This is a genomic window from Stenotrophomonas sp. 21LCFQ19 (genome assembly GCF_056861425.1).
Window position 1 is genome coordinate 46,200 of sequence record NZ_JBSPUF010000007.1, and the last position, 24,177, is coordinate 70,376.

The window sequence follows — 24,177 nt, forward strand, 5'->3', positions numbered from 1 at the left end:
CCAGGCCGCATCGAGTGTGCGCTTTCCCGGTGCGGATGTGGTGGTCCATGTCAGTTTGGGTTGGATGGCGCCTGGCGTGTGGCAATCCAGCAATCTCTTCACGAAATAACGTCGGTTTTGGACAAATTCTCAACATGTTGGGGATGCAGGATGGAGCCACAAGAAAACACCGGTTCATCTCTCTCTCCTTGCCACTGCCCTGTCAGTGGCATTTTTTATGCGCGCGTGCGACGCACATGGCGCGTTTGAGGCTGGCTGACACGGTATGACAAGAATCACCGTGCCTGCTGCCACGCAGCGAAAAACAGCGGCGAAATTCGATCGTTAATTTTCCGTCAGGCCGATGCGATTGGTGTCATCCAGCGCAGCGTCCCAGTAACGGTTCTGAGCGATCAGGACGTGTCCTTCTTCATCTGGAACACGCTAACAATGAAAAAGAATAAGTTGAACTCCGGCCTGCGCCGGGGCGCCCTGGTTGTTGCCATTGGCCTGTCCATCAGCGGAACAACGCTGGCGCAGGAAACTCAAGCGAACGGCAACGCGACCACGTTGGACCGCATCGAGATCACCGGTTCGCGCATCAAGCGTGCAGACGTGGAAGGTGCATTGCCGATTACCGTGATCGGCCGCGAGGACATCGAAGTAAGCGGAAAGGCCACTGTGGCCGACATCCTGCAGAGCTCCAGTTTCAACTCCTTTGGTTCGTTCGTGCCGAGCTCCGGCAGCTCGGCGCAATCGTTCGCGGGCCTGAGCCTGCGCGGGCTGGGCGAAGGCCGCACCCTGATCCTGATCGACGGTCGCCGCGCAGCGGTATCGCCGTTGACCGGCGAAGGGCAGGACCTGAGTTCGATTCCGGCGGCAGCAGTGGAGCGCATCGAAGTGCTGACCGACGGCGCATCGGCGATCTACGGGGCCGACGCCATTGGTGGCGTGGTCAATGTGATCACCCGCAAGAACTACGAAGGGTTCCAGGTCAGCGCTGGCATCACCGACAACAAGTACGGTGGCGATGCATCGGAAGGCTCGGTGCTGTTTGGTGCCGCAGGTGAGCGCGGCTCGGTGATGGGTGGTATCTCCTACACCAACCAGAAGATCAGTTTCGTGCGCGATTACCCCTGGTCGGATACGGTGGCCGGCTCCTCGTATTCCAATAATTACCTCAATGTGCTGACTGCCGCCGATGGCAGCACCATTCCCGGTTCCAACCTCTACACCAACAACAGCTCGGTGGTGCCGGGTGGTTGCTCGGGCACCAATTTCTACGAGAGCACCAGCAGCACTGGCCGCACCAGCTGCCTGTACAACTATGTCGGCGACATGGCTGATACCGCCAGCATCAAGAACAAGAACCTGTTCCTGCGCAGCGAGTACAGCATCGACGATGTCTGGACCGTCAACGCCGACATCTACGTCAACCGCAAGAACAGCGACAGCGTCTACGCGCCGGTGCCGGAAAGCATCTTCGTCAGCGCCGACAGCCCGAACAACACCACCGGCCAGGATGCTTACATCAAGCACCGCTTCGCCGCCTTGGGTAATCGTTTCACCTATACCGATGAGAACAGCCATGACGTCAACCTCAGCCTGCATGGCCAGCTGACTGACAGCACCGCGGTTGATTTCGGCGTGCGCAGCAATGAGTCGCGCGCAACCATCACCGGCTACAACTACGTGAACATCCCGGTGGCGGAGAAATATTTCGAATCGGGTGAGTACAACGTATTTGATCCGTACTCCAACTCGGCTGCGGTGCTTGATGCCATCGCCACCACCATCAACCGCAATACCTACTACAAGCAGCAGGAGGTCAACGCGCAGTTGACCACGGATCTGTTCGAGTTGCCCGGCGGCGTGTCGGCGCTGGCGGTCGGCGGCGAGTACAGCAAGCACGACTACTCGGACATCTACGACCAGCAGTCTGCCGCCGGCAATGTTGGTGGTTCCTCCGGCAACTCGGCCTGGGGTGATCGCACCCTGAGTTCGGTCTATGCCGAGTGGAGCCTGCCGATCTTCAACAACTTCTCGGCGGACGTGGCGCTGCGTTACGACGATTATTCCGACTTTGGTGACGCTACCTCTCCCAAGCTGTCGCTGCGCTACCAGCCGTTGCAGAACCTGACCTTCCGTACCTCCTACGGTGAAGGCTTCCGCGCGCCCACCTTGCAGGCGCTGAACCAGCAGACCGCGTTCTCTGCCGATACGGTGACCGATGAAGCCACGGCGCTGGCTTACGGCTTGGCTGCTTCCAGCTCGATCCAGATCAATGGCTACCATGTCGCCAATCCGGACCTGAAGGCCGAGACCTCCAAGCAGTTCAGCTTTGGCGTGGTGTATGACCCGTTCTCATGGGCCAATGTCACTGTCGACTACTGGAATACCAAGATCGAGAACCAGATCAAGTGGTATTCCGCGCAGACGGTGATCAACCGTACCGAGTTGGGCCAGTTCCTGCCGGACAACCTGTCGGTGGTGCGCAATACCGACGGTTCGATCCAGTCGGTATATGCCGGCTACGGCAATGAAGGTCTGGTCAAGACCGATGGTGTGGACCTCAACATCCGCACCCAGTTCGACTTCGACAACTGGGGCAAGCTGACGTCGTCGTTGCAGGGTTCCTGGACCCACAGCTACAAGGTCGACAGCCGCTACGGCTCGGACGAATACGTGGGCACCAGCGGTTATCCGGAATGGCGTGCCAACCTCAACACGCGCTGGGAGCGCGGCGATTGGAGCGTGGCCTGGACCATGAACATGATCGGCTACGAGCCGGGTTACTACGTGGACTACTATCAGGGCGACTACAGCTGCTCGGAATTGAAGTCCGAGGGTTACGTGAAGCGTTGTGGTGGGGCCTACATCACCCATGACCTGCAATTCGCTTACAACACTCCGTGGAAGGCGAGCATCTCGCTGGGCGTGCGCAACCTGACCAACAAGGCGCCGGTGTACGACGTGGCGTACTCGCCGACCAACTTCAACAACTATCTGTACAACGGCTACGGCCGACAGTTGTATATGCGGTATACGCAGAGCTTCTGAGTTTGAGATTGTTTGAGTGATGTGGAGCGGCCCTGGAGACGGGGCCGCTTTTTTTTGGGGCGTACTGCCAGTGCGCGCTTTGCAAGCCCCTCTCCCGCTTGCGGGGTGAGAGGAGCAGCTTGCGAACCACTGGTTCGCTGCTCCTTGAACGACCTTGCGCCAGCGCAAGGGCCGGGGCGCGGAGCGGGGGTTGGGGTGAGGGCAGGGCGAAGCCGGGATGGTGAACCTGGGCAACGACTGCCGGAGTTCCAAAGCCCAAAGCCCAAAGCCCAAAGCTCCCCCCATCCGCCCTACGGGCACCTTCCCCCGCAAACGGGAGAAGGGAATGCCACAGCCCAAGCCACAGCCACAGCCACAGCCACAGCCACAGCTCTCAACTCCCCGCTGCCGAATCCCATAAACAAGAAAGGGGCCCTAAGGCCCCTTTCTGATACCACCACTACCGAAGCAGCTTACTTGCCGCGGTTCATCGTGGCATTGCTCTGGCCGGTGGCCACCGAGCGTTCACCCGCGAACGGGTTTAGCTTGCGGATCATCCACGGGTACTTCGGCCAGTTGCCGGCCAGCCACGGGTGCTCGGGCTGGTTCAGCTGCAGCACACGGCGGGCGTCGTCGGCCAGGGTCTTGTTGCCGAGGTTGGTGTAGGCCTCACCGAGCAGCGCGACGGCGTCGTACTGGAAGGCGCTCTGCGGGTAGGTCTCCAGCAGGTAGTTGGCGCGGCCAACCACGGACACCCAGGCGCCGCGACGGGCGTAGTACAGGGCGTCATCCAGCTCATGCTGGGCGAACACGTCGCGCAGTTCGACCATGCGCTGGCGCGCATCGGCGGCATAGCGGCTGTTCGGGTAGCGCTCGGTGACGATGTTGAAATCGGCATAGGCCTGGCGTGGGGTCGACAGATCGCGGCGGCTCGGGTCCAGCGACCATACGCGGCGCAGGAAAACCGTATCGCGGTTGCCGTTGGCAAGACCGCGCAGGTAGTACAGGTACGCGATGTTGCGGTGGGTCGGGTAGGTGCGGATGAAGCGGTCGATGCTCGACACGGCGTCATCGTTCTTGCCGGCCTTGTACTGGGCATAGGCGCTTTCGATCATCGCCTGCTCGGTGTACGGACCGTAGGGGTACTGTGCAATCAAGCGCTTGAAGCTGGTTTCGGCGCCGGACCAGTTGCCGCCCTCCATCAGCTTGTGGCTCTTTTCAAACAGTTGTTCGACCGGCGCGCCTTCATCGGCGTCCTTCTTGGCGCCGCGGTGGCAACCAGTGGCGACGAAGACCAAAACCAGCAGCAGGGCGGTGAGGCGGACGGGCGCGGACAGCAGCGAAGAGCGTCGGATCATGGGTTCAGGGCAGGACGCGGCAGGAATACGAAGGGGCGATGATAGCCTAGTGGCCTGTCCTGCGACTGACTGTTGTCGCCTGGACCCCATAATTTCGTCTTTAGCCGGTCTTTGCCCATGTCCGAGAACACCTCTTCCAGCCCGCGCCACGCGCAGGTTCCCGATTCCGCCGCCGGTCGTCGCTTCGATGCGGTCCTGGCCGAATTGTTCCCCGAATTCTCCCGTTCGCGCCTGACCGAATGGATCAAATCCGGCGCAGTTCTGCTCGATGGCGAGCCCGTGCGCCCGCGCGACCCGGTCCGCGGTGGGGAGATCGCCACCCTGAATGCGGTGCTGGAGGTCGAAGTCCATGCCCTGCCAGAGGACATCCCCTTGTCGGTCCTGTACGAGGACGAGCATGTGTTCGTGATCGACAAGCCGGCCGGCCTGGTGGTCCACCCCGGCGCCGGCAACCCCAGCGGCACCCTGCTCAACGCGCTGCTGTTCCGGGACCCGGAGATCGCCAAGGTGCCGCGCGCCGGCGTGGTCCACCGCCTCGACAAGGACACCAGCGGCGTCATGGTGGTGGCCCGTACCGTGCAGGCACAGACCGCGCTGGTTGAGCAGCTGTCCGCGCGCGAGGTGCATCGCCAGTACCTGGCGGTGGTGGTCGGCGCGCTGGTCTCCGGCGGTACCGCTGATGCCCCGATCGACCGCCATGCGCGCGACCGCCTGAAGATGGGCGTGCGCGAGGACGGCAAGGAAGCGGTGACCCATTACCGCCTGCGCGAACGCTTCCGCGCCCATACCGCGCTGGAATGCCGCCTGGAAACCGGCCGTACCCACCAGATCCGCGTGCACATGGCGCACCTGAAGCACGCCATCGTCGGTGACCCGCTGTACGGCGGCTCGCTGAAGCTGCCCAAGGGCGCCACCGACGAGCTGGTCGCGGCACTGCGCGGCTTCAAGCGCCAGGCCCTGCACGCCGAGACGCTGGAGTTCCAGCACCCGATCACCGGCGAGACCATCAGCAACACCGCGCCGGTTCCGGCCGATCTGCTGGCGCTGATGAAGGCGCTGCGCGAGGACTCCAAGGCCTTCGCCGAGCGCGAGCGGGGCCGCTGGTAATGGCGGAGGCGAGCCCGCTGTGGCTGGCCGACTGGCCCGCGCCCCCAGGGGTGCGGGCCTTCACCACGATGCGCCATGGCGCAGGCGGCTCGCAGCCCCCGTTTGACAGTTTCAACCTGGGTAACCGGACCGCCGCCGATGGCGACGATCCGGTCCAGGTGCAGCGAAACCGCGACGAACTGCATCAACTGGCGAAGCTGCCGTCGGCGGCGCACTGGTTGCGCCAGGTGCACAGCAGCGTGGCGCTGCGTTTCGACGCGCCACCGCAGGCGCAGGGGCTGGACGCCGAGCCAACCGCCGATGCCTCGGTGACCTCGGTGCCCGGCGTGGTGCTGGCCATCCTCACCGCTGACTGCCTGCCGGTGGTGTTCGCCGCCCGCGACGGCAGCGAAGTGGCGGCTGCCCATGCCGGCTGGGGTGGATTGGCGCGCGGCATGCTGGAGAACACGCTGGCCGCGATGCATACGCCCGCCGAGGCGCTGGTAGCATGGATAGGCCCCGCGGCAGGGCCGGCCCTGTACGAGGTCGGCATGGACGTGCGCGAGGCCTTTCTGGCGCATTCCAGCGCCGCTGAGAGCCACTTCGCAGCGACCCGGCCTGGCCACTGGAAAGTGGACCTGCCCGGGCTGGCGCGGCAGCGGTTGGTTGCTGCAGGCATGCAGTCGTCCGCGATCCACGGCGGCGACCTGTGCACCATGGCCGACCCGCAGCGCTGGTTCTCGCACCGTCGCGACCAACGCAGCGGCCGTATCGCCACCCTGGTGTGGATGGAGCCTTGACCGCGCCGCTGTTTGCGCAGGTGCTGGGCCCTGCGTTCGGGCAGTTGGCCCCGCAGGTGCGTGCGCTGCATTCGATCCCCTCGCATCAGCGCTGGAGCGGGCAGGGTGAAGTCCTGCGCGGCAGCCATTGGCTGGTCGCGCCCTGCGCCTGGCTGGCGCGGCTGCCGCCAACCTCCAGCGTGCCGGTGACGGTGGAGTTCGTGGTTGATGCCAGCGGAGAACGCTGGAACCGCCAATTCGGCCCCGCGCGCATGGCTTCGCGCCTGTGGCAACGCGATGGACAGCTGTTCGAGCAGCTTGGCGCGGTGCGCTTCCGTTTCGGATTGCGCGAAGAAGCTGGCCAGATCCTGTGGCGGGCCGAGCGTGCCTGGGCATTCGGTGTGTTGCCGTTGCCGACCCGCTGGTTCGTGCAGGTGCATTGCCGCGAGCGTGAGCAGGCCGGGCGCTATGAATTCCTGGTGGATGTGTCGATGCCGCTGATCGGGCGGCTGATCCGGTACGAAGGGTGGCTGTTGGCGGAGGAGGCGCATGGCTGAGCCTGCGGTAATCGTGTTTGATGGCGTCTGCGCGTTGTGCAGCCGCTGGGTGCGCTTTCTGCTGCGGTTCGATCGGGCCGGTCGCTACCGGTTCGCGGCGATGCAGGGCGGGCAGGGGCGGGCGCTGTTGGCTGCGCACGGGCTGGATCCGGACGATCCTTTGTCGTTCCTGTTGGTCGCCGAGGGTGTGGCGTATACCGACACCGACGCGATTCTGCGGGTGGTGACCGGATTGGGCGGGGCGTGGCGCCTGGCTGGGTTTGCGCGGGTGTTACCGGCTTCTGTGCGGGATCCCGCGTATCGATGGCTGGCGCGCAACCGCTACCGCTGGTTTGGGCGGCATGACAGCTGTTTTCTGCCGACGGCGGAGCAGCGCGGGCGGTTCTTGGATTGAGTGGGTTGGGTTCTGCTTGCCAGGAGCTTCCCCTCACCCCAATCCCTCTCCCGTAAACGGGAGAGGGGCTCGCATTGCTTGCGCTCGTAGTGCACTAGCCCCTCTCCCGCCTGCGGGAGAGGGGTTGGGGGGAGGGCAGGCTCTTGCCTTCGCTCCAGCCCTAAACCCCCTCCAATGCCAACAGATAATCCCGCCGCCATCGGTGGATATCATGCGTGCGCAGATGCTCCATCATCGCGCGCCAGCGCTCGATCCGCTCTGCCCGCGGCATGTTTGCAGCCGTCGCTATCGCATCGGCCACGCCATCCAGATCGTGCGGATTGACCAGCAGCGCCTGCTTCAATTCATCCGCCGCGCCAGCCAATAGCGACAACACCAACATTCCCGGATTCTCGGGGTCCTGCGCAGCGATGTACTCCTTGGCGACCAGGTTCATGCCGTCGCGCAGCGGCGTTACCAAGCCGACTGCCGCCTGCCGGTAGAACCCGGTCAGGGTGCTGTGTGCGTAGTTCTGGTTGACGTAGCGCAGCGGTGTCCAATCGGCTTCGGCATGACCGCCGTTGATATGCCCGGCCAGACGCTCCAGATCGCCACGCAGCTTGCGGTACTCGTTGACGCTGCCGCGGGATACCGGTGCGATCTGCAGGAAGGTCATGTCGCCTTTCTGCTGCGGATAGCGCTGCAGGTAACGCTCGAAACCGTGGAAACGTTCCGGCAGGCCCTTGGAGTAATCCAGCCGGTCCACGCCGATTGCCAGCTTGCGGTGCTGCAGGCTCTGCCGCAGGTCGCGCACCGGCTTGTTGCTGGCCGCGCTGCGGGCCTGCCGCGCGATGTGCTCGGTATCGATGCCGATCGGGAATGCGGAGGTACGCACGCGGCGACCATCGGGTGCCTTGATCCAGTCGCTGTCGATCAACGTGCCGCCGCCGAACAGGCGCACATAGGACTGGAAGCGGTCGACGTCACGGCGGGTCTGGAAGCCGAGCAGGTCGTACGAATACAACGCTGAGAACAGTGAGCGGTGGTCGGGCAGGGCCTGGATGAGGTCGGCCGAGGGAACCGGTACATGCAGGAAGAAGCCAATCCGGCAGGCGACGCCACGCTCGCGCAGCAACGCCGCCAATGGGATCAGGTGGTAGTCGTGGATCCACACCGTATCGTCGTCACGTAGCAGTGGAGCCAGCGTATCGGCAAACAGTCTATTGACCTTCCAGTAACCCTCGCGCTTGCGCCGGTCGTAGTCGACAAGATCCAGGCGGAAGTGGAGCAGCGGCCACAAGGCGCGGTTGGAAAAGCCGTTGTAGTAGCTGTCCAGATCGTTCTTGGACAGGTCCATCGTCAAATAGCGGATCGGCCCATCCTGCGCTTCATGCAGGGCACCGCTGTCGACATTGACGCTGCGTCCACTCCAGCCAAACCACAAACCGCCGCGTTCGCTGAGTGCCGCCAGCAGGCCGGTCGCCAGTCCGCCAGCGCGGTTTTCGCCGGGTAATGCCACGCGGTTGGAGACCACCACCAGTCGGCTCACGATGCCTCCTGCCAGCTGCGCGACAAGCGCATCGCGGCGATCACCAACCCTACATGCGAGTAAGTCTGCGGGAAATTGCCCCAGGCCTTGCCATCGAAGGCTAGGTCTTCGGATAGCAGGCCCAGGTGATTGCGCTGCTGCAGCAGGATCTCGAACATCTCGCGCGCCTCGTCCATGCGCCCAATCGCCGCCAATGCATCGATGTACCAGAACGTGCAGATCGTGAAGCTGGTTTCCGGCGTGCCGAAATCATCCGGTGCGGTATAGCGGTACAGCGCATTGCCATGCTTCAGATCGCGGCCGATGGCCTCGACCGTGGCGATGAAGCGCGCGTCCTTGGCATCGATGAAGCCGATGTCGGCCAGCAACAACAAGGATGCATCCAGCCGATGACCGCCGAAGGTGTCGGTGAAGTGACCAAGCTGCTCATTCCAGCTTTCGTGCATGATCCGCGCATGGATCTGGTTGGCCCGTTCGCGCCAGTAGACGGCGCGGCCATCCAGCTTCAAGCGAGTTGCGATCTTGGACAGCCGGTCACAGGCCGCCCAGCACATCGCGCTGGTGTAGGTATGCACTTCGGTGCGGCCACGGAATTCCCACAGGCCGGCATCCGGCACGTCATGCAGGGCGAAGGCCTGCTCGCCAAGAGGCTCCAGGCGCGCGTAGGTATGCGCATCGCCCGGGTCCTGCAGGCGCTGGTCGAAGAACAACTGGGTGGAGGCCAGCACCACGCTGCCGTAGACATCGTGCTGGCGCTGCACCCAGGCCAGGTTGCCGCGGCGTACCGGGCCCATGCCGCAATAGCCGGACAACGAGGCGACTTCCTCCTCGTCGAGCTTGGCCTCGAAGCCGATGCCGTACAGCGGCTGCAGGCTGCCGTCGGTGCTGGCCAGGTTGAAGATGTAGCCCAGGAACTGCTCCATGGTACGGGTCGCGCCGAGCCGGTTGAGCGCGCGCACCACGAAGGCGGCATCGCGCAGCCAGCAGTAGCGGTAGTCCCAGTTGCGGCTGCTGCCGGGGGCTTCCGGAATGGAGGTGGTCATCGCCGCGATGATCGCGCCGCTGTCCTCGTACTGGCACAGTTTCAAGGTGATGGCGCTGCGTATCACCGCGTCCTGCCATTCCAGCGGCACCGACAGGTAGCGCACCCATTCGCGCCAGTAGTCGCGGGTGCGCTGCATGGCTTCCTGTACGTAGCCGCTGAGCGATCGGTTCAGCGATTCGTCCACGCCCAGCACCAGGTGCACGCGATGATTGAGTACGAAGGGCAGGGCATCGCGGACGAAGCGCACGGGCACATCGGTAGTCAGGCGCAACACCAGATCCGGTAGCAACCAACGTATATGGTTGCTGCCCCAGGTGGTTTCGGGTTGCCGCGCACCCCAGTCGGCCAGCGGCCGAGCGCGCACGGTGATGCGCGGATTGCCCGACAGTGGCGTGACCTGGCGGATCAGGCTGACCGGCCGGTAGAAGCGATCGTTCTGGCGCCAGCGCGGGGCGAAGTCGAGGATTTCCACCGCGCCGCCATGTGTATCGCGCAGCACGGTGCGCAGGATCGCGGTATTGGTGAGGTAGGACTGTTCGCTGTCGAGGAAGTCCTCGAGCTCGATGCCGAAGTCACCGCCGGGGTGCTGGTTGGGGCCGAGCAGCGCGCAGAAAGCCGGGTCGCCATCGAAGCTGGGCAGGCAGCTCCAGACCACGCGCGCCTGCTTGTCGATCAGTGCGCCGAAACTGCCATTGCCAACTACGCCAAGGTCGAGGGTGGCGTCTTGCATTGCGTTCTCCTTGTTGTGCGAGCGCCAGTGGCGCCGCTGTTTCCTCCGGGTGGGTCAGGTAATGGCTGCGCGCAGCCAAGCATGTACGGCGGTGATGTCGGGCAGTGCTGCAACGGCCACGCTTTCGGTGCGCTGGCCGACAAGTACGCCAATGCCGTCGAGTTGCTGCGCGGCGTGGAAGCCGTGCTCGTCGGTCAGGTCGTCGCCGATGAAGACCGGGCGCCGGCCTTGGAAAGGCGGGCTTTGCATCAGTTGCTGCAGGGCGCGGCCCTTGTCGTGGCCGCTGCCGACGAACTCGATGACGTGGTTGCCGGGTTGCAGGCGCACGTCGGGCAGTTGCGGCAGCTGTGCGTTGGCGAATGCGATCACGGCCGCGCCGGCATCCGGCGCATTGCGCCAGTGCAGGGCCAGTGCCTGGCCCTTGTTCTCGATCATCACGCCGGGGTGGGCATGCGCCAGCTGCATCGCGCGCTGGTGCAATGCGTGCAGCCATTGCGCGGTATCCGCCTGCGCAGGTGGCGCATCGGCGGAAGTGAGTAATTGCGCGCCGTGCAGGCCGGCCATGGGCAGGCGCAGCGGCGCGAACATGGCCTGCAGTTGGCTGACAGGACGGCCACTGAGCAGCGCCAGCGCGCCACCCAGACGTTGCTGCACGCTGGCCAGCAGCGTGAGCAGGGACGGGTCGGGCGCCACCTTGTCCGGGTGGTCGGCAAAGGCGAGCAAGGTGCCGTCTACGTCGAGAAACAGTGCGTCGTCATCTGCCAGCGCCGGAGGGGGCGGTCGCTGTAGGTCATCAAGCATGCGATTACTATGCCGTAACGGTTGTTACAGGAAGGTCATTTGGGGTGAAACGGTTGGGACTGCGTGCTTTCAGAGCGCCCTCACCCCAACCCCTCTCCCGCTTGCGGGAGAGGGGCTAGTGCACTACGAGTGCGCGCGATGCGAGCCCCTCTCCCGCAAGCGGGAGAGGGGTTGGGGTGAGGGCAAGCTTCTGCTCTTCACCCAATCCACAACATCACTTGGTAACCGCAAACTCGATCCGGCGGTTCTGCGCACGCCCTTCCTCGGTGTCGTTGCCGGCACGCGGCTTTTCCTGGCCGTAGCCCTTGGCGGTGAGCGTATCGGCAGCAACACCGAGTTCGGCCAACTTGGCAGCCACCGCGTCCGCGCGTTGTTGGCTCAAGGTGACGTTGGCAGCAGCATCACCGGTGTTATCGGTATGGCCGCCGACTTCGATCTTCGTGCCTGCAGGTGCCTGCTTGATCGCATTGGCCGCGCTGGTCAGTGTCTCCAGACTATCGCGGGTGATGGTGGCCGAACCTGTGTCGAAATAGATGTTCATCAGGTTCAGCGCTTTGACCAGCTCATCGCCGCTGAAGCCGGCTTTGAGTTCTGACAATGCCGCTGCCGCACGGTCCCACAAGCCACTGATCTCGAAGCCGCCGAACAGGCTGCGCAGCTTGTCACTCACCGTGAAACGATCGGCTTCGGACATGCCGCTGGTATCGATGCTGAGCTTGTCACCATCGAAGCCGAACTTCAGGCCCTTGGCTTTCAGCTCTGGCAACGCGGCGATCAGCTTGTCCAACCAACCCGCTGGCAGGGTTGCTGGATCAACGCTGATGTTGCCGGCAAGATTGCCTTCACCGAAGTTGGCTTTCAACGCATCCCACAAGCGGGTCTTGTCGGCCTCGCTGGCGAGCTGGCCACTGACCGTGATCTTGCCGTCGGTGTTGTCGAAACTGAAGCGTGTATTGGCCTGGACTACGGGGGCTGCGGGCTGTGTGCTTGCAACCGATTCGACCGGCGCTGGCGCAACCACTTCTTCTTTCTTGCAGCTGCGGAACAGCAAGAAGGCTACAAGCAGGAGAATCAGCGGGATCAACCATTTCCAGAAGCCGCCCGATGCCTTGGCGGGTACCGTGCCGCCACCGCTGTAGCCAGCGGCAGGCGTGGTGGTGCCGAACCAGCGGTCGTAATCCGCTGGACGGGAACTGGGGATGCTGCCGCCGGGCGTCAATTGACCAACGATCTTGGGGAGGAGCCATGCGCCGGCCATGTTGACTGCTGCGGCAGGAATGCCGAGTTTGCTGGCAATACCGCCGGCAAGGTTCTGGCCGAAGCCGGCGCTGAACTGGTCCGGTTGCAGGACGTTGTCGCCTGGCGTGGTGCCTATCCACGACGAGAACAGGCTGTCGAGGCCTGCGTCGGTAAAGCGTTTCTGCAGTCCGGCGAAGCCGCCGTTGGCTGGATCGAAAATAACATCGACAAGCTGGCGCACGAGGCGCCCTGCATTGTCGCCGAGATGAAAGCGGCTGGCCGCTTCGCGAATCAACGACTCGAACATATACGCCTCCGCAAGGGATGAACCGGGCTGGAATGTGCCGGCAGGCGTAAGGAGCGCCCAGCGCTGTTAAAGCTGGATGAATTCGCGGGCTTTGGGGTTCTTTAGCTAGAAGCTTCCCCTCACCCCAACCCCTCTCCCGCGCGCGGGAGAGGGGCTCAGAACGCTTGAGCTCGTAGTGCACTAGCCCCTCTCCCGCGCGCGGGAGAGGGGTTGGGGTGAGGGGAAGCTCTAAGCAAGCAATCCCGCACTAAACACCCAAATCAGAACGTAAACCGCACCCGCCCATACCAATAAGCACCATTGCTGCCAATCGGCGACAACACGTCATACGGAAGGTTGCCGAAGTAGTAGATGTCTTCGTTCGACTTGTCCGGGTAGTTGTCGGTGAGGTTCTGCCCGCCGATCGCCACGCTCCACTGCGGCGTGATGCGGTACTCGACTTCCGCATCCAACTGCCATTCGGCCTGGTAGGTCTGGGTCGGGACGTAGCCGCCACCAAAATCGAACACGCGCTTGGCGCTGCCATGACGGCTGACGCGGCTGCTCAGCGACCAGCTGTCATTGGCCCAGCTGGCGGCAAACTGCGCGCGGGTACGCGGTGCGGCGTCAGTCAGCGTATTGCTCTCCTCCACGCCGAACAGCACGTAGTCCGGGTTCAGTGCCAGCAGCTGCGAGGGCGTGGCGACGACGTTCTTCAGCTCGGTCTTGGCGTAACTCCAGGTGCCGGTCAACAGCAGCTCGCCGTCACCCAGTGATTGCCGCCAGTTGCCGACGAACTCGGCGCCGCGGGTGCGGGTATCTGCGGAGTTGACGAAGTAATGCGCGCTTTCCAGCCCACCGATGCCGAACTGCTGCTGCACGAAATCGGTCAGTGCATCGCCGGTGATGCTTTCCGACAGTGCGATACGGTCATCGATATCGATCTGGAACAGGTCCAGCGACAGGTCGAAGTGGCTGCCGATCTGGCTGGTGAAGCCCAGACTGTAGTTGATCGACTTTTCCGGCTTCAGGTCAGTAGCGCCCAAGGCACGTGCGATCGGATTGTTCACCGACAACAGGCGGCCCTGCACCAGCTGGCCACCGGCGGTGTAACCGGTCGAGGTGGACTCGTAGCCGATCTGGCTCAGCGACGGCGCGTGGAAGTTGTTGGAGACCGAACCACGCAGCGCGAATGCCGGTGCGAAGGCATAGCGCGCACCGATCTTGCCGGTCAGTTCGCCGCCGAAATCTTCGTAATGCTCATAGCGGGCGGCGATATCGGTGGAGAACTTCTCGCCGAAGGTCGAGGACAGGCTGGTGTAGGCACTGATCACATCGCGCGACAGATCGGCCTCGTCCTGCGGGGTCAGGCCGCCGCCGGCCTGCGAGCCGGTCGGGCGGTCGGTGTACGGACCGGCTGCATAACTGGCCGGATCGCCGGCGCCGGTTTCATAGCGCTCGTGACGGCCTTCGATGCCGAAGCCGAGGCTGTGGGTGTCATTGCTGCGTACGAAGAGGCGACCGAAATCGAGGTTGGCCACGGTCTGGGCGAAGCTGAAATCGGCGGTCTTGAAGCTGGTCGGGCTGGTCGGGCCGAGCGAGGCGTTGAGCGAGTTGCGCAGGCGATAGGTGAACTCGTTGCGGCCGTGGTCAAGGCTGGCGTCGTAGTTCCATTCGCCCAGCTCGCCGCGAGCACCGGCCACCAGCTGCACATCCAGGTTCTCGCCTTCGGAGATCGGGCGGTAGCCGTTCGGGTACAGCTCCTTCCAGTTGGCCTCGCCATCCGGGTAACGGAAGTAATTGGCGCCTTCGGTATCGCGCTGGTTGTAGGTGCCGAAGGCGTAGGCCTTGGAGGCGGCGCCGAACGGGATCTCGGCATTGAACCAGGCATTGAGGTCCTTGCTGGCGCCATCGCCCAGGGAGTAATTGCGCTTGCCGGCCAGGGCCAGATTGTCCGGGGTCTGCGCTTCCCACGGCGGGATCTGGTCGAAACCGGCGCGGTTGGTGGCTTCGCGGTTCTTCAATTCCAGGCCGACGCGCAGGAAGCCGCCGTCGTCCGTCAGCGCGGTGCCGACCTTGGCGCTGAAGTAGCTGGTCTGGCCATCGGTCAGGGTGCGGTCGATCGGCTTCAGGTCGGTGTGGTGCGCGCCGAAGCTGGCTTCGATGGCGCCGCCTTCCGGCGCGTCGTCGAGGATAACGTTGATCACGCCGGCCACCGCATCGGAGCCATACAGCGCGCCGGCGCCGTCACGCAGCACCTCGATGCGCTTGATTGCGCTGACCGGGATGGCATTGAAGTCGACCGGCGTGGTGCCCTTGCCGATCTTGCTGTCGGTGTTGACCAGGGCGCTGTTATGACGGCGCTTGCCGTTGATCAGCACCAGCACATGGTCGGGTGACAGGCCGCGCAGCTGGGCGGCGCGGATGTGGTCGGCACCGCCGGAGTTGGACTGGCGCGGGAAGTTGAACGAGGGCAGCAGCGCCTGCAGCGCGCTGCCCAGCTCACCGTTGACCACGCCGGCCTTGCGGATGTCCTCGGCGCTGAGCACGTCCACCGGCGAGGTGGATTCCAGCACGGTGCGGTCCACGGCGCGGGTGCCGGTGACGATCACCGTATCCAGATTGGTCGCCTGCTGGGCGTCCTGGGCAAAAGCGGGGGAAGACAGCGCCAGCGCGATGGCCAGGCCGAGCGGGGCCGAGGTGGGGCGGGACATGGGAACTCCGGAAACTGTGGGGAAAGCGGGACGTGGGGGAAGCGCGGATGGTGGAAAGGTTTCAGATAACACTTACATCCATCCGGATGAAGCGATATATTATCTTCGCGTTAACAGCGGCCGCGATGCAAGTCCTGCTGGCAATTGGCTGATAACCAAACGCGATATCCCCTGCGGTGCCTTGGATGCCACCGTGTCGTTCCTGTCCGGAGGTTTTCCATGAAGTTGCACGCTGTCCTGTTGCCCCTGCTGCTTGCCGTCGCCGCAAGTGCCCACGCCGCGCCGCCTGCTGCCGAGCCTGCACCCAGTGCCCAATTGCACGGCGATGCCGCGCGACCGGCCGAAGCCGGTGGCTGGGTGCGCAGCGAGCTGTATTTCGGCGTCGGCGAGGAAACCGGGCCATCGGCACGGGAGCAGACCGATGTGATCAGCGATGCGCAGTGGCGCGCCTTCCTCGACAAGGAAGTCACCCCGCGCTTTCCCGATGGCCTGACCGTGTTCGATGCCTACGGCCAGTGGCTGTTCCGCGGCGCCCCCGAGCCCAACCGACTGCGCACCAAGGTGCTGGTGATCCTGCATGAGGACAGCCCGCAGCGCCGCAACGACATCGAAGCCATCCGGCTGGCATGGAAGCAGGCCACCAGGCACCAGTCGGTGCTGTGGTCGCGGCAGCCGGTCGAGGTTTCGTTCTGACCGGCACTGGATCGGCTAGCCTGCGGGCAGCCTCCAACCGCAGATGAGCTTCTCGATGATGTCCCTGATATCCACGTCCCGCTGCCGTTTTGCCGCGCGCGGCTTGCTGATTGCAGCGGTTTCGCTGCTGGCCGCGCCGGCATTCGCGGCAGATGACAGCCAGATCCGCTTCGAGGTCGCAGCCGGCGTCAGCGCGCATGCGCGCTTGCTCGGCGACGGCAGCGTGGAGGTGGGCACCAGCCGCTCACCGGCCCGGCAGGTGCTGCCGGCGTCCACGGACGAGGAAGGCGGCGGCACGCGGCTGGGCCACGCCGACTACAACTTCGACGGTTACCAGGATCTGGACACCAGTGCGACGCTGGGCCAGGTCAACGAATCGGCCACGGTTTACCTGTACGAGCCGGCCAGTGGCCAGTTCCGCGCATTGGCAGCACCCGAGGGCCAGGAGATCAGCTGCGAAGGCTTCTGGTCGCTGACCCCGGACCCGGCCACACGCACGTTGAGCAGCAGCTGCCGCAGTGGGCCGATGTGGTACAGCGATATCTACCGCTTTGCGGGCGACAAGGTCTACCTGTACCGCTCGATGCGCAACGCCTTCCTCGACACCGAAGCGCTCGCGCAGGTGTTGGCGCTGGCCGAAGTGGAAGATGCGGAGATCCTCACGGTGTGGAGCACCTGGGATGCCGCAGGCAAGCGGCTCGAAACCGCCATCTGGAATGCCTTCGATCCGCCGCTGAAGGACGCCCCGATGCCGGGCCGCAGCGCATCGGTGGTGCCGGACAAGCTGCTGCTGTACAGCCGGGCCGGTGACACCTCGACCAAGCGCTACCTGCTCAAGGGCGACCGCGTCGAGCTGCTGGACGAAGCCGATGGCTGGTTGCAGCTGCGCTACCGCAATCCCAGCCGTGGCCCGGTGCTGGGCTGGGTGAAACTGCCCACGAACGAATGATCTGTTCCACTCGCACGCATTTTCCCGGCGTTACCATCGCTCCGCATTCCTGACGATATCCCCATGAATTCTTCTGCATCCGCATCCCGTCCACGTTGGTTCGTCGCCGGCGATCTCAATGGCTTCTTCGGCCTGGTGGTCGACAACCTGTCAATCCTCGGCTTCATCGCGATGGCGCTGGTCGGCATCTTCCAGTTCCCGGCCGATGTGGTGTTCGGCCGCATGTTCCCGGGCACCGCCTTCGGCGTGTTGATCGGCAACCTGATGTACACGGTGATGGCGCGCCGTCTGGCTGCCCGCACTGGCCGTGATGACGTCACCGCGATGCCGCTTGGCCTGGATGCACCGACCAGCATCGGCATGGCGCTGCTGGTGCTGGGCCCGGCCTTCGTCGGCTTCAAGCAGCTGGGCATGGACCCGCAGGCCGCGGCGATGGCGACCTGGAAGCTGGGCATGGCCTCGCTGGTGGTGATGGGCCTGCTCAAGCTGGTGCTGTCCTTCGTTGGTGATGCGGTCACCCGGCACGTGCCACGTGCGGCGCTGCTCGGTTCGATCGGTGGTGCGGCGCTGACCCTGCTTGGCTTCCTGCCGCTGATCGAGAGCATGCGCCAGCCGTTGGTTGGTCTGGTCACGCTGGGTGTGTTGCTTTATGTGCTGGTTGCGCGTGGCGTGGTGCCGCTGCGTTTGCCGGGCGTGCTGTTCGCGCTGTTGGTTGGTGTGGTGCTGTATTACGGGCTGGGCGCGGCGGGCGCACTGACCGGCTTCCAGTGGCCGCCGGCCATCTCCTTCGCCGTGGCCTTGCCGCTGCCGACGCTGGGCTTCGTCGAAGGCCTGCCGTTGACCGTGCCGTACCTGTCGCTGCTGCTGCCGTTCGGCCTGCTGATGGTGGTGGGTGGTATCAACGTGGCGGAGAGTGCACGCGCTGCCGGTGACGACTACCGCACCCGCGACATCCTGCTGGTCGAGGCCATTGCCACGCTGGTCGCCGGCGTCTGCGGCGGTGTCGCACAGACCACGCCATACATCGGCCAGCCGGCCTACAAGCGCCTGGGTGCACGCACCGGCTACACGCTGTTGACCGGCCTGTTCATCGGTATCGGCGGCATGCTCGGCGTGGTTGCCGGGTTGGTGCAGTGGCTGCCGGTGGCGGTGTTGGCACCAATCATCGTCTTCGTCGGCCTGGACATCACCGTGCAGGCCTTCCAGCAGACCAAGCGTGAGCATGCGATTGCGGTCGCGCTGGCCTTCCTGCCGGCGATTGCCTACCTGATCAACATCAAGTTCGGCACCTGGGTGGCGCCCGATGCGGCGGCTGCGCTGTATGCAGCGGTCGACGGCCATGGCCTGTCGGATGTGGCTACGCTGCAGTTGCTGGGCAATGGTTTCATCATCTCCGCGATGATCTGGGCGGCAGCACTGGTGGCCTTGATCGAGCGGCGCGCTGGCGTGGCGGTAAGCCTGCTGTTCGTGGCTGCCGCGCTGAGTGCGTTCGGCGTGATCCATTCCACCGATCCACGCGGCGGCATCTACCTGCCGTGGCAGCTGGAAGGCCTGCGCCAGGCCATCACCTTGCAGGTGAGCGCTGCCTACGCGGTGCTGGCGGTCGTTATCGGCCTGATGTCGCTGCAGAAACAGCGTTGATGCATGAGGCTTGAACCGCAGGGGAACCCGGCGGGATAAACAGGGTCACACCATCACATGCAATAAAGGTGCAAGTGATGCAGAAGCGCAAAGCAGTGTGGCCCTGGGCAGTGGTTGGCGTCGTCGCGGTTGGCGGCATTGGCTGGTGGTTGTTCCGTGATGACGTGGCGCAGCTGCGGCAGGCAACGCCAACCGTTGCTCCGCTGGTGGATAGCCCGCCTACACCGGCCATCCAACCGCCGGCTACGCCCGAGCCAGCGGCTGAGCCGAAATATCCGCTTGACGTGGCGGCCGACCCGGCCTTGCCGGCCCTGGCCGACAGCGATGCCTCCGGCTGGCAGGCCTTGAACGGTTTGTTCCCCGCAGATGCCTTGGCCGTGCTGCTGCGTGAGCAGCTGATCCAGCGCGTGGTGGTGCACGTGGACAACCTGACCCAGCCCAGTCTGCCCGGTGCGGCGATGGCCGTGCGGCCGTTGCCAGGCGCGCTGCAGGTGGAGCAGGGCAGTGCTGGCGGTGAGCAGTTGGCAGCCGCCAATGCCGCGCGCTACGCGCCTTACGTGGATGCCTTTACCTGTGCCGATGCGGGCGCGGTCGCGGCTGCTTACAAACGCTTCTATCCCTTGCTGCAGCAGGCCTACCGCGATATCGGTCATCCCGATGGCCATTTCAACGACAGGCTGGTGGTGGTGATCGACCACCTGTTGCAGACCCCCGAGCCGGCCCGCCCGCTGGCGGTGGAGCCTGACGGCAAGGGCCGCTATCGCTTCGTCGATCCGGCCCTGCAGTCGCTGTCGATCGGGCAAAAAGCCTTGCTGCGCATGGATGCCAGCCAGCAACAGGCGGTGAAGCAGCAGCTGCGGGCGCTGCGCGCGGCGATCACGCGCGGCTGAGCCGCGCTGCCGCTTGCGTTGGATCAAGGTTGCGGTGACGGCAGCTGGTGATACTGGAGCGGGATTGCGATTGCAGCTGAACAAGGGCGCTATTCACCCTTGAATCACGCCGTTGCAACCGCATCTGAATCAGTATCGCCAGCACTGCTGGCCTCCCAACTTTGAGGAAGAAGACCCATGCGGATGGACAAGCTCACCTCCAATTTCCAGAAAGCCTTGGCGGATGCCCAGTCGCTGGCGGTTGGCCGTGATAACAACATCATCGAGCCGGTGCATGTGCTCAGCGCGCTGCTCGATCAGCCCGGTGGCAGCAGCCGGCCCTTGCTGGCCCAGGCCGGCGTCAACGTGCCGGTGCTGCGCGAGCGGCTGACCGAGGCGCTCGATGCACTGCCCAAGGTGTCCGGCCAGGCCGGCAGCCTGTCGATGGGCAACGATCTCAATCGCCTGCTCAACAACACCGACAAGCTGGCCCAGCAGCACAACGACCAGTTCATCGCCAGCGAGTGGTTCCTGCTGGCGGCGGTGGACGATGGCGGCCCGGCCGGCATGGCCCTGCGTGCTGCGGGCGCTGACAAGAACAAAGTAAAAGCCGCGATCGACAAGCTGCGCGGCGGAGAAACCGTGCAAAGCGAAAACGCCGAAGAGCAGCGCCAGGCGCTGGAAAAGTACACCATCGACCTGACCGCACGTGCCGAGAGCGGCAAGCTCGACCCGGTGATTGGCCGCGACGAGGAAATCCGCCGCACCATCCAGGTGCTGCAGCGCCGTACCAAGAACAACCCGGTGTTGATCGGTGAACCCGGCGTGGGCAAGACCGCGATTGTCGAAGGTCTGGCCCAGCGCATCATCAACGACGAAGTGCCCGAGGGCCTGCGCGGCAAGCGCGTGCTCTCGCTGGACATGGGCGCGCTGATTGCCGGTGCCAAGTTCCGCGGCGAGTTCGAAGAGCGCTTGAAGGCCGTGCTCAATGACCTGTCCAAGAATGAAGGCCAGATCATCCTGTTCATCGACGAACTGCACACCATGGTCGGCGCCGGCAAGGGCGACGGTGCGATGGATGCGGGCAACATGCTCAAGCCCGCGCTTGCGCGTGGCGAACTGCATTGCATCGGCGCCACCACGCTGGATGAATACCGCCAGTACATCGAGAAGGACGCCGCGCTTGAGCGTCGCTTCCAGAAGGTATTTGTCGGTGAGCCGACGGTCGAGGACACCATCGCCATCCTGCGTGGCTTGAAAGAACGCTACGCGGTGCACCACGGCGTGGAGATCACCGACCCGGCCGTGGTTGCGGCGGCAACCTTGTCGAACCGCTACATCACCGATCGGCAGCTGCCGGACAAGGCCATCGACCTGATGGACGAGGCGGCATCGCGTATCCGCATGGAGATCGACTCCAAGCCGGAAGAGCTTGATCGTCTGGAACGTCGTCTGATCCAGCTCAAGATCCAGCGCGAAATGCTGAAGAAGGAGAAGGATGACGCCTCGCGCAAGCGCCTGGCCGATCTGGAAGCCGACATCGACACATTGGAGCGCGAGTTCTCCGACCTCAACGAAATCTGGAAGTCGGAGAAGGCCGCGCTGCAGGGCGCAACCAAGATCAAGGAGCAGGTCGAGAAGGCCAAGCTGGATCTGGAAGCCGCACAGCGTCGCCAGGACTTCGCCAAGATGAGCGAGATCCAGTACGGTCTGCTGCCGAACCTGGAGAAGCAGCTGCAGGCCGCGCAGGAGATGGAGCGCAAGGACTTCAAGCTGGTGCAGGACAAGGTGACCGACGAGGAAATCGCCGAGGTCGTCTCGCGCTGGACCGGTATCCCGGTCAGCAAGATGCTCGAAGGCGAGCGCGACAAGTTGCTGCGCATGGAAGACATGCTGCACAACCGCGTGGTTGGGCAGGAAGAAGCGATCCGCGTGGTCTCCGACGCGGTGCGGCGTTCGCGCGCCGGCCTGTCGGACCCGAATCGTCCGAGTGGCTCGTTCCTGTTCCTGGGCCCGACCGGCGTCGGCAAGACCGAGCTGACCAAGGCGCTGGCCGACTTCCTGTTCGACTCGCCCGACGCGATGGTGCGTATCGACATGAGTGAGTTCATGGAGAAGCACAGCGTGTCGCGCCTGATCGGTGCGCCTCCGGGTTATGTGGGCTACGAAGAAGGTGGCTATTTGACCGAGGCGGTGCGGCGTCGCCCGTACAGCGTGATCCTGCTGGACGAAGTGGAGAAGGCGCATCCGGATGTGTTCAACATCCTGCTGCAGGTGCTGGATGACGGTCGTCTGACCGACGGCCAGGGCCGCACCGTGGACTTTCGCAACACCGTCATCGTGATGACCTCGAACCTGGGCTCGCACCAGATCCAGGACATGAGCGGCGACGACAGCCCGGAAGCCTATACGCAGATGAAGGCGGCGGTGATGGGCGTGGTGCAGGCGCACTTCCGTCCGGAGTTCATCAACCGCCTGGACGACATCGTCGTGTTCCACCCGCTGGACAAGCAGCAGATCAAGCAGATCGCACGCATCCAGATGCGTGGACTGGAGAAGCGGCTGGGCGAGCGTGGTTTGCGCCTGGAGGTGTCGGATTCGGCCTTCGATGTGCTGGGCAATGTCGGCTTCGACCCGATCTATGGCGCGCGTCCATTGAAGCGTGCGATCCAGGCCCAGCTGGAAAATCCGCTGGCGCAGAAGATCCTGGCCGGCGAGTTCGCCAGCGGCGACACCATCAAGGTGGAAGCTGGCGGTGGCGGCCAGTTGCAGTTTGGCAAGGGCTGAGAGTCCAAAGCTTCAAAAGCTTCAAAAGCTTCAAAAGCTGTAAAAGCTGTAAAAGCTGCCCTCACCCCAACCCCTCTCCCGTAAACGGGAGAGGGGCTAGTGCACGGGCAGCTGACGCTATCTGAGCCCCTCTCCCGCCTGCGGGAGAGGGGTTGGGGTGAGGGGAAGCTTCTAGCCAGAGATGCACGCTTCAAAAAAAGCATCAGCACATAACGCCCCCTCACAAGTAACCCCTGCAACCGTCCACCGGTTGCCATCCATCCTCGGCTATCGTCAGCGGTCACTCCTTGGCGAGCACCCCGATGACCGATCCGCAGTGGAAGCCTGAAACCATCGCCGTGCACGGCGGCTATTCCCCCGATCCGACCACCCGCGCAGTCGCGGTGCCGATCTACCAGACCGTTGCCTACGCCTTCGACGACACCCAGCACGGTGCCGATCTGTTCGACCTCAAGGTCCAGGGCAATATCTATACCCGCATCATGAACCCGACCACCGATGTGCTGGAAAAGCGCATCGCGGCCCTGGAAGGCGGCATCGGTGCGTTGGCGCTGGCCTCGGGCCAGGCCGCGATCACCTACGCCATCCAGACCATTGCCGAGGCCGGCGACAATATCCTCGCCTCAAGCGCGCTGTACGGTGGCACCTACAACCTGTTCGCGCATACGCTGCCGCAGTTCGGCATCCAGACCCGCTTTGCCGACTACCGCGATCCGCAGGCGTTTGCGGCCTTGATCGACGAGCGCACCAAGGCGGTGTTCGTCGAATCCATCGGCAACCCGCGCGGCAACGTCACCGATATCGAAGCCATCGCCAAGATCGCGCATGCGCATGGTGTGCCGGTGATCGTCGACAACACTGTCGCCACGCCGTATCTGCAGCGTTCCTTCGATTTCGGCGCGGATATCGTGGTGCATTCCTTGACCAAGTATCTCGGCGGCCATGGCACCAGCCTTGGCGGCGCGATCGTGGACTCCGGTCGCTTCCCGTGGGCCGAGCACAAGGAGCGCTTCCCGCGCCTCAATACGCCGGACGTGAGTTACCACGGGGTGGTCTATACCGAAGCACTGGGGCCGGCGGCCTTCATCGGTCGTGCCCGTGTGGTGCCGCTGCGCAACATGGGCGCGGCGATTTCGCCATTCAACGCGTTCCAGATCCTGCAGGGAATCGAGACGCTGGCGCTGCGCATGGACCGGATCAACAGCAATACGCTGGCGGTGGCCAATTACCTGCAGAAGCACGCGAAGGTCGCGTGGGTGAACTACGCCGCATTGCCTGATCATCCGGAGCATGCGCTGGTGCAGAAGTACCTGCGCGGGCAGGGCTCTGGCGTGCTGACGTTTGGCTTGCCGGGTGGGCGTGAGGCTGGGGCGCGTTTCCTGGATGCGTTGCAGTTGTTTACACGTCTGGTGAATCTTGGTGATGCCAAGTCCTTGGCGACGCATCCGGCGTCCACCACGCATCGGCAGTTGGATGCGGCGGAATTGGAGAAGGCCGGGGTGACGCTGGATACCGTGCGCCTGTCGGTGGGCATCGAACATATCGATGACTTGCTGGCGGATCTGGAGCAGGCGTTGGCTGGGGCTTGAGTGGGCAAAAGCGGGGTTTGCTTGTTAGAAGCTTGCCCTCACCCCAACCCCTCTCCCGCGCGCGGGAGAGGGGCTAGCAATGCTGCGGCTCGTAGTGCACTAGCCCCTCTCCCG

The 24,177-nt window shown here is 64.0% G+C and carries 16 protein-coding genes and 1 pseudogene; 11 read left to right on the forward strand and 6 right to left on the reverse strand.

The annotated features are described in order from the left end of the window. Nucleotides 1–429: 429 nt before the first annotated feature. Nucleotides 430–3,039: a TonB-dependent receptor gene (locus tag AC13FW_RS09485; RefSeq protein WP_482988892.1), complete on the forward strand. Its 2,610-nt coding sequence runs from the start codon at nucleotides 430–432 to the stop codon at nucleotides 3,037–3,039. Nucleotides 3,040–3,491: 452 nt separating this feature from the next. Here the strand turns inward: AC13FW_RS09485 and AC13FW_RS09490 are convergent, their stop codons facing one another. Further along, complete coding sequence (locus AC13FW_RS09490) at nucleotides 3,492–4,376, reverse strand: outer membrane protein assembly factor BamD (protein WP_296252643.1); 885 nt, start codon at nucleotides 4,374–4,376, stop codon at nucleotides 3,492–3,494. Nucleotides 4,377–4,493: 117 nt separating this feature from the next. Here AC13FW_RS09490 and rluD point away from each other — a divergent pair, with 117 nt between their 5' ends. Genes rluD through AC13FW_RS09510 form a run of 4 tightly spaced genes read left to right on the forward strand, consistent with a single transcriptional unit; the run spans nucleotide 4,494 to nucleotide 7,192 of the window. Then, nucleotides 4,494–5,483 (forward strand): 23S rRNA pseudouridine(1911/1915/1917) synthase RluD, encoded by a 990-nt coding sequence (rluD, locus tag AC13FW_RS09495; RefSeq protein WP_296252647.1) that lies wholly within the window; start codon nucleotides 4,494–4,496, stop codon nucleotides 5,481–5,483. Beyond that, nucleotides 5,483–6,262 (forward strand): peptidoglycan editing factor PgeF, encoded by a 780-nt coding sequence (pgeF, locus tag AC13FW_RS09500; RefSeq protein ID WP_482988893.1) that lies wholly within the window; start codon nucleotides 5,483–5,485, stop codon nucleotides 6,260–6,262. The genes rluD and pgeF overlap by 1 nt, the downstream gene beginning before the upstream one ends. Next, a complete protein-coding gene (locus tag AC13FW_RS09505; RefSeq protein WP_482988894.1) occupies nucleotides 6,259–6,798 on the forward strand; it encodes a DUF4166 domain-containing protein in 540 nt (179 codons plus the stop codon). Before pgeF ends, AC13FW_RS09505 begins: the two co-directional genes overlap by 4 nt. After that, entirely contained in the window at nucleotides 6,791–7,192 is a 402-nt protein-coding gene (locus tag AC13FW_RS09510) for a thiol-disulfide oxidoreductase DCC family protein (protein WP_482988895.1), read from the forward strand. The genes AC13FW_RS09505 and AC13FW_RS09510 overlap by 8 nt, the downstream gene beginning before the upstream one ends. Nucleotides 7,193–7,352: 160 nt before the next feature. Here AC13FW_RS09510 and otsA read toward each other — a convergent pair whose 3' ends face one another. The 5 genes and pseudogenes from otsA to AC13FW_RS09535 all read right to left on the reverse strand — a co-directional run bounded on the left by otsA (nucleotide 7,353) and on the right by AC13FW_RS09535 (nucleotide 15,535). Beyond that, on the reverse strand, nucleotides 7,353–8,720 hold the full coding sequence (gene otsA / locus AC13FW_RS09515; protein WP_482988896.1) for an alpha,alpha-trehalose-phosphate synthase (UDP-forming): 1,368 nt from the start codon (nucleotides 8,718–8,720) through the stop codon (nucleotides 7,353–7,355). Then, a pseudogene (locus AC13FW_RS09520) lies at nucleotides 8,717–10,522 on the reverse strand (glycoside hydrolase family 15 protein); the annotation flags it as partial. The pseudogene AC13FW_RS09520 and the gene otsA, both read right to left, overlap by 4 nt. Before the next feature lie 27 nt (nucleotides 10,523–10,549). After that, nucleotides 10,550–11,296 carry a trehalose-phosphatase gene (gene otsB, locus AC13FW_RS09525; RefSeq protein ID WP_482988897.1) on the reverse strand — a complete coding sequence of 249 codons (747 nt, stop codon included), beginning with the start codon at nucleotides 11,294–11,296 and terminating at the stop codon, nucleotides 10,550–10,552. A gap of 214 nt (nucleotides 11,297–11,510) precedes the next feature. Further along, the gene (locus AC13FW_RS09530) at nucleotides 11,511–12,842 is read right to left on the reverse strand and encodes an OmpA family protein (protein WP_482988898.1); all 1,332 of its coding nucleotides are present in this window, start codon (nucleotides 12,840–12,842) and stop codon (nucleotides 11,511–11,513) included. Nucleotides 12,843–13,102: 260 nt separating this feature from the next. Then, the gene (locus AC13FW_RS09535; RefSeq protein ID WP_482988899.1) at nucleotides 13,103–15,535 is read right to left on the reverse strand and encodes a TonB-dependent receptor plug domain-containing protein; all 2,433 of its coding nucleotides are present in this window, start codon (nucleotides 15,533–15,535) and stop codon (nucleotides 13,103–13,105) included. A 219-nt stretch (nucleotides 15,536–15,754) separates the two neighbouring features. On the opposite strand from AC13FW_RS09535, the gene AC13FW_RS09540 reads away from it, so the two are divergent. The 6 genes from AC13FW_RS09540 to AC13FW_RS09565 all read left to right on the forward strand — a co-directional run bounded on the left by AC13FW_RS09540 (nucleotide 15,755) and on the right by AC13FW_RS09565 (nucleotide 24,063). Continuing rightward, nucleotides 15,755–16,228 (forward strand): DUF3574 domain-containing protein, encoded by a 474-nt coding sequence (locus tag AC13FW_RS09540; protein WP_296252667.1) that lies wholly within the window; start codon nucleotides 15,755–15,757, stop codon nucleotides 16,226–16,228. Between the two features lie 55 nt (nucleotides 16,229–16,283). Beyond that, nucleotides 16,284–17,177 (forward strand): XAC2610-related protein, encoded by an 894-nt coding sequence (locus tag AC13FW_RS09545; RefSeq protein WP_482988900.1) that lies wholly within the window; start codon nucleotides 16,284–16,286, stop codon nucleotides 17,175–17,177. Between the two features lie 63 nt (nucleotides 17,178–17,240). Further along, nucleotides 17,241–18,818, forward strand: a complete 1,578-nt coding sequence (locus AC13FW_RS09550) for a hypothetical protein (protein ID WP_482988901.1) — start codon at nucleotides 17,241–17,243, stop codon at nucleotides 18,816–18,818. Between the two features lie 77 nt (nucleotides 18,819–18,895). Further along, nucleotides 18,896–19,708, forward strand: a complete 813-nt coding sequence (locus tag AC13FW_RS09555; RefSeq protein ID WP_482988902.1) for a DUF3014 domain-containing protein — start codon at nucleotides 18,896–18,898, stop codon at nucleotides 19,706–19,708. A gap of 177 nt (nucleotides 19,709–19,885) precedes the next feature. After that, entirely contained in the window at nucleotides 19,886–22,474 is a 2,589-nt protein-coding gene (clpB, locus tag AC13FW_RS09560; RefSeq protein WP_282269276.1) for an ATP-dependent chaperone ClpB, read from the forward strand. Between the two features lie 302 nt (nucleotides 22,475–22,776). Next, nucleotides 22,777–24,063 carry an O-acetylhomoserine aminocarboxypropyltransferase/cysteine synthase family protein gene (locus tag AC13FW_RS09565; RefSeq protein WP_481533548.1) on the forward strand — a complete coding sequence of 429 codons (1,287 nt, stop codon included), beginning with the start codon at nucleotides 22,777–22,779 and terminating at the stop codon, nucleotides 24,061–24,063. Nucleotides 24,064–24,177 lie beyond the last annotated feature (114 nt).

What these genes read in the sequence shown, in the direction of transcription:
- AC13FW_RS09485 (WP_482988892.1), top strand. Translation starts at nt 430, where the DNA reads ATGAAAAAGAATAAGTTGAACTCCGGCCTGCGCCGGGGCGCCCTGGTT.
- AC13FW_RS09490 (WP_296252643.1), bottom strand. Translation starts at nt 4,376, where the DNA reads ATGATCCGACGCTCTTCGCTGCTGTCCGCGCCCGTCCGCCTCACCGCC.
- rluD (WP_296252647.1), top strand. Translation starts at nt 4,494, where the DNA reads ATGTCCGAGAACACCTCTTCCAGCCCGCGCCACGCGCAGGTTCCCGAT.
- pgeF (WP_482988893.1), top strand. Translation starts at nt 5,483, where the DNA reads ATGGCGGAGGCGAGCCCGCTGTGGCTGGCCGACTGGCCCGCGCCCCCA.
- AC13FW_RS09510 (WP_482988895.1), top strand. Translation starts at nt 6,791, where the DNA reads ATGGCTGAGCCTGCGGTAATCGTGTTTGATGGCGTCTGCGCGTTGTGC.
- otsB (WP_482988897.1), bottom strand. Translation starts at nt 11,296, where the DNA reads ATGCTTGATGACCTACAGCGACCGCCCCCTCCGGCGCTGGCAGATGAC.
- AC13FW_RS09530 (WP_482988898.1), bottom strand. Translation starts at nt 12,842, where the DNA reads ATGTTCGAGTCGTTGATTCGCGAAGCGGCCAGCCGCTTTCATCTCGGC.
- AC13FW_RS09535 (WP_482988899.1), bottom strand. Translation starts at nt 15,535, where the DNA reads ATGTCCCGCCCCACCTCGGCCCCGCTCGGCCTGGCCATCGCGCTGGCG.
- AC13FW_RS09540 (WP_296252667.1), top strand. Translation starts at nt 15,755, where the DNA reads ATGAAGTTGCACGCTGTCCTGTTGCCCCTGCTGCTTGCCGTCGCCGCA.
- AC13FW_RS09545 (WP_482988900.1), top strand. Translation starts at nt 16,284, where the DNA reads ATGATGTCCCTGATATCCACGTCCCGCTGCCGTTTTGCCGCGCGCGGC.
- AC13FW_RS09550 (WP_482988901.1), top strand. Translation starts at nt 17,241, where the DNA reads ATGAATTCTTCTGCATCCGCATCCCGTCCACGTTGGTTCGTCGCCGGC.
- AC13FW_RS09555 (WP_482988902.1), top strand. Translation starts at nt 18,896, where the DNA reads ATGCAGAAGCGCAAAGCAGTGTGGCCCTGGGCAGTGGTTGGCGTCGTC.
- clpB (WP_282269276.1), top strand. Translation starts at nt 19,886, where the DNA reads ATGCGGATGGACAAGCTCACCTCCAATTTCCAGAAAGCCTTGGCGGAT.
- AC13FW_RS09565 (WP_481533548.1), top strand. Translation starts at nt 22,777, where the DNA reads ATGACCGATCCGCAGTGGAAGCCTGAAACCATCGCCGTGCACGGCGGC.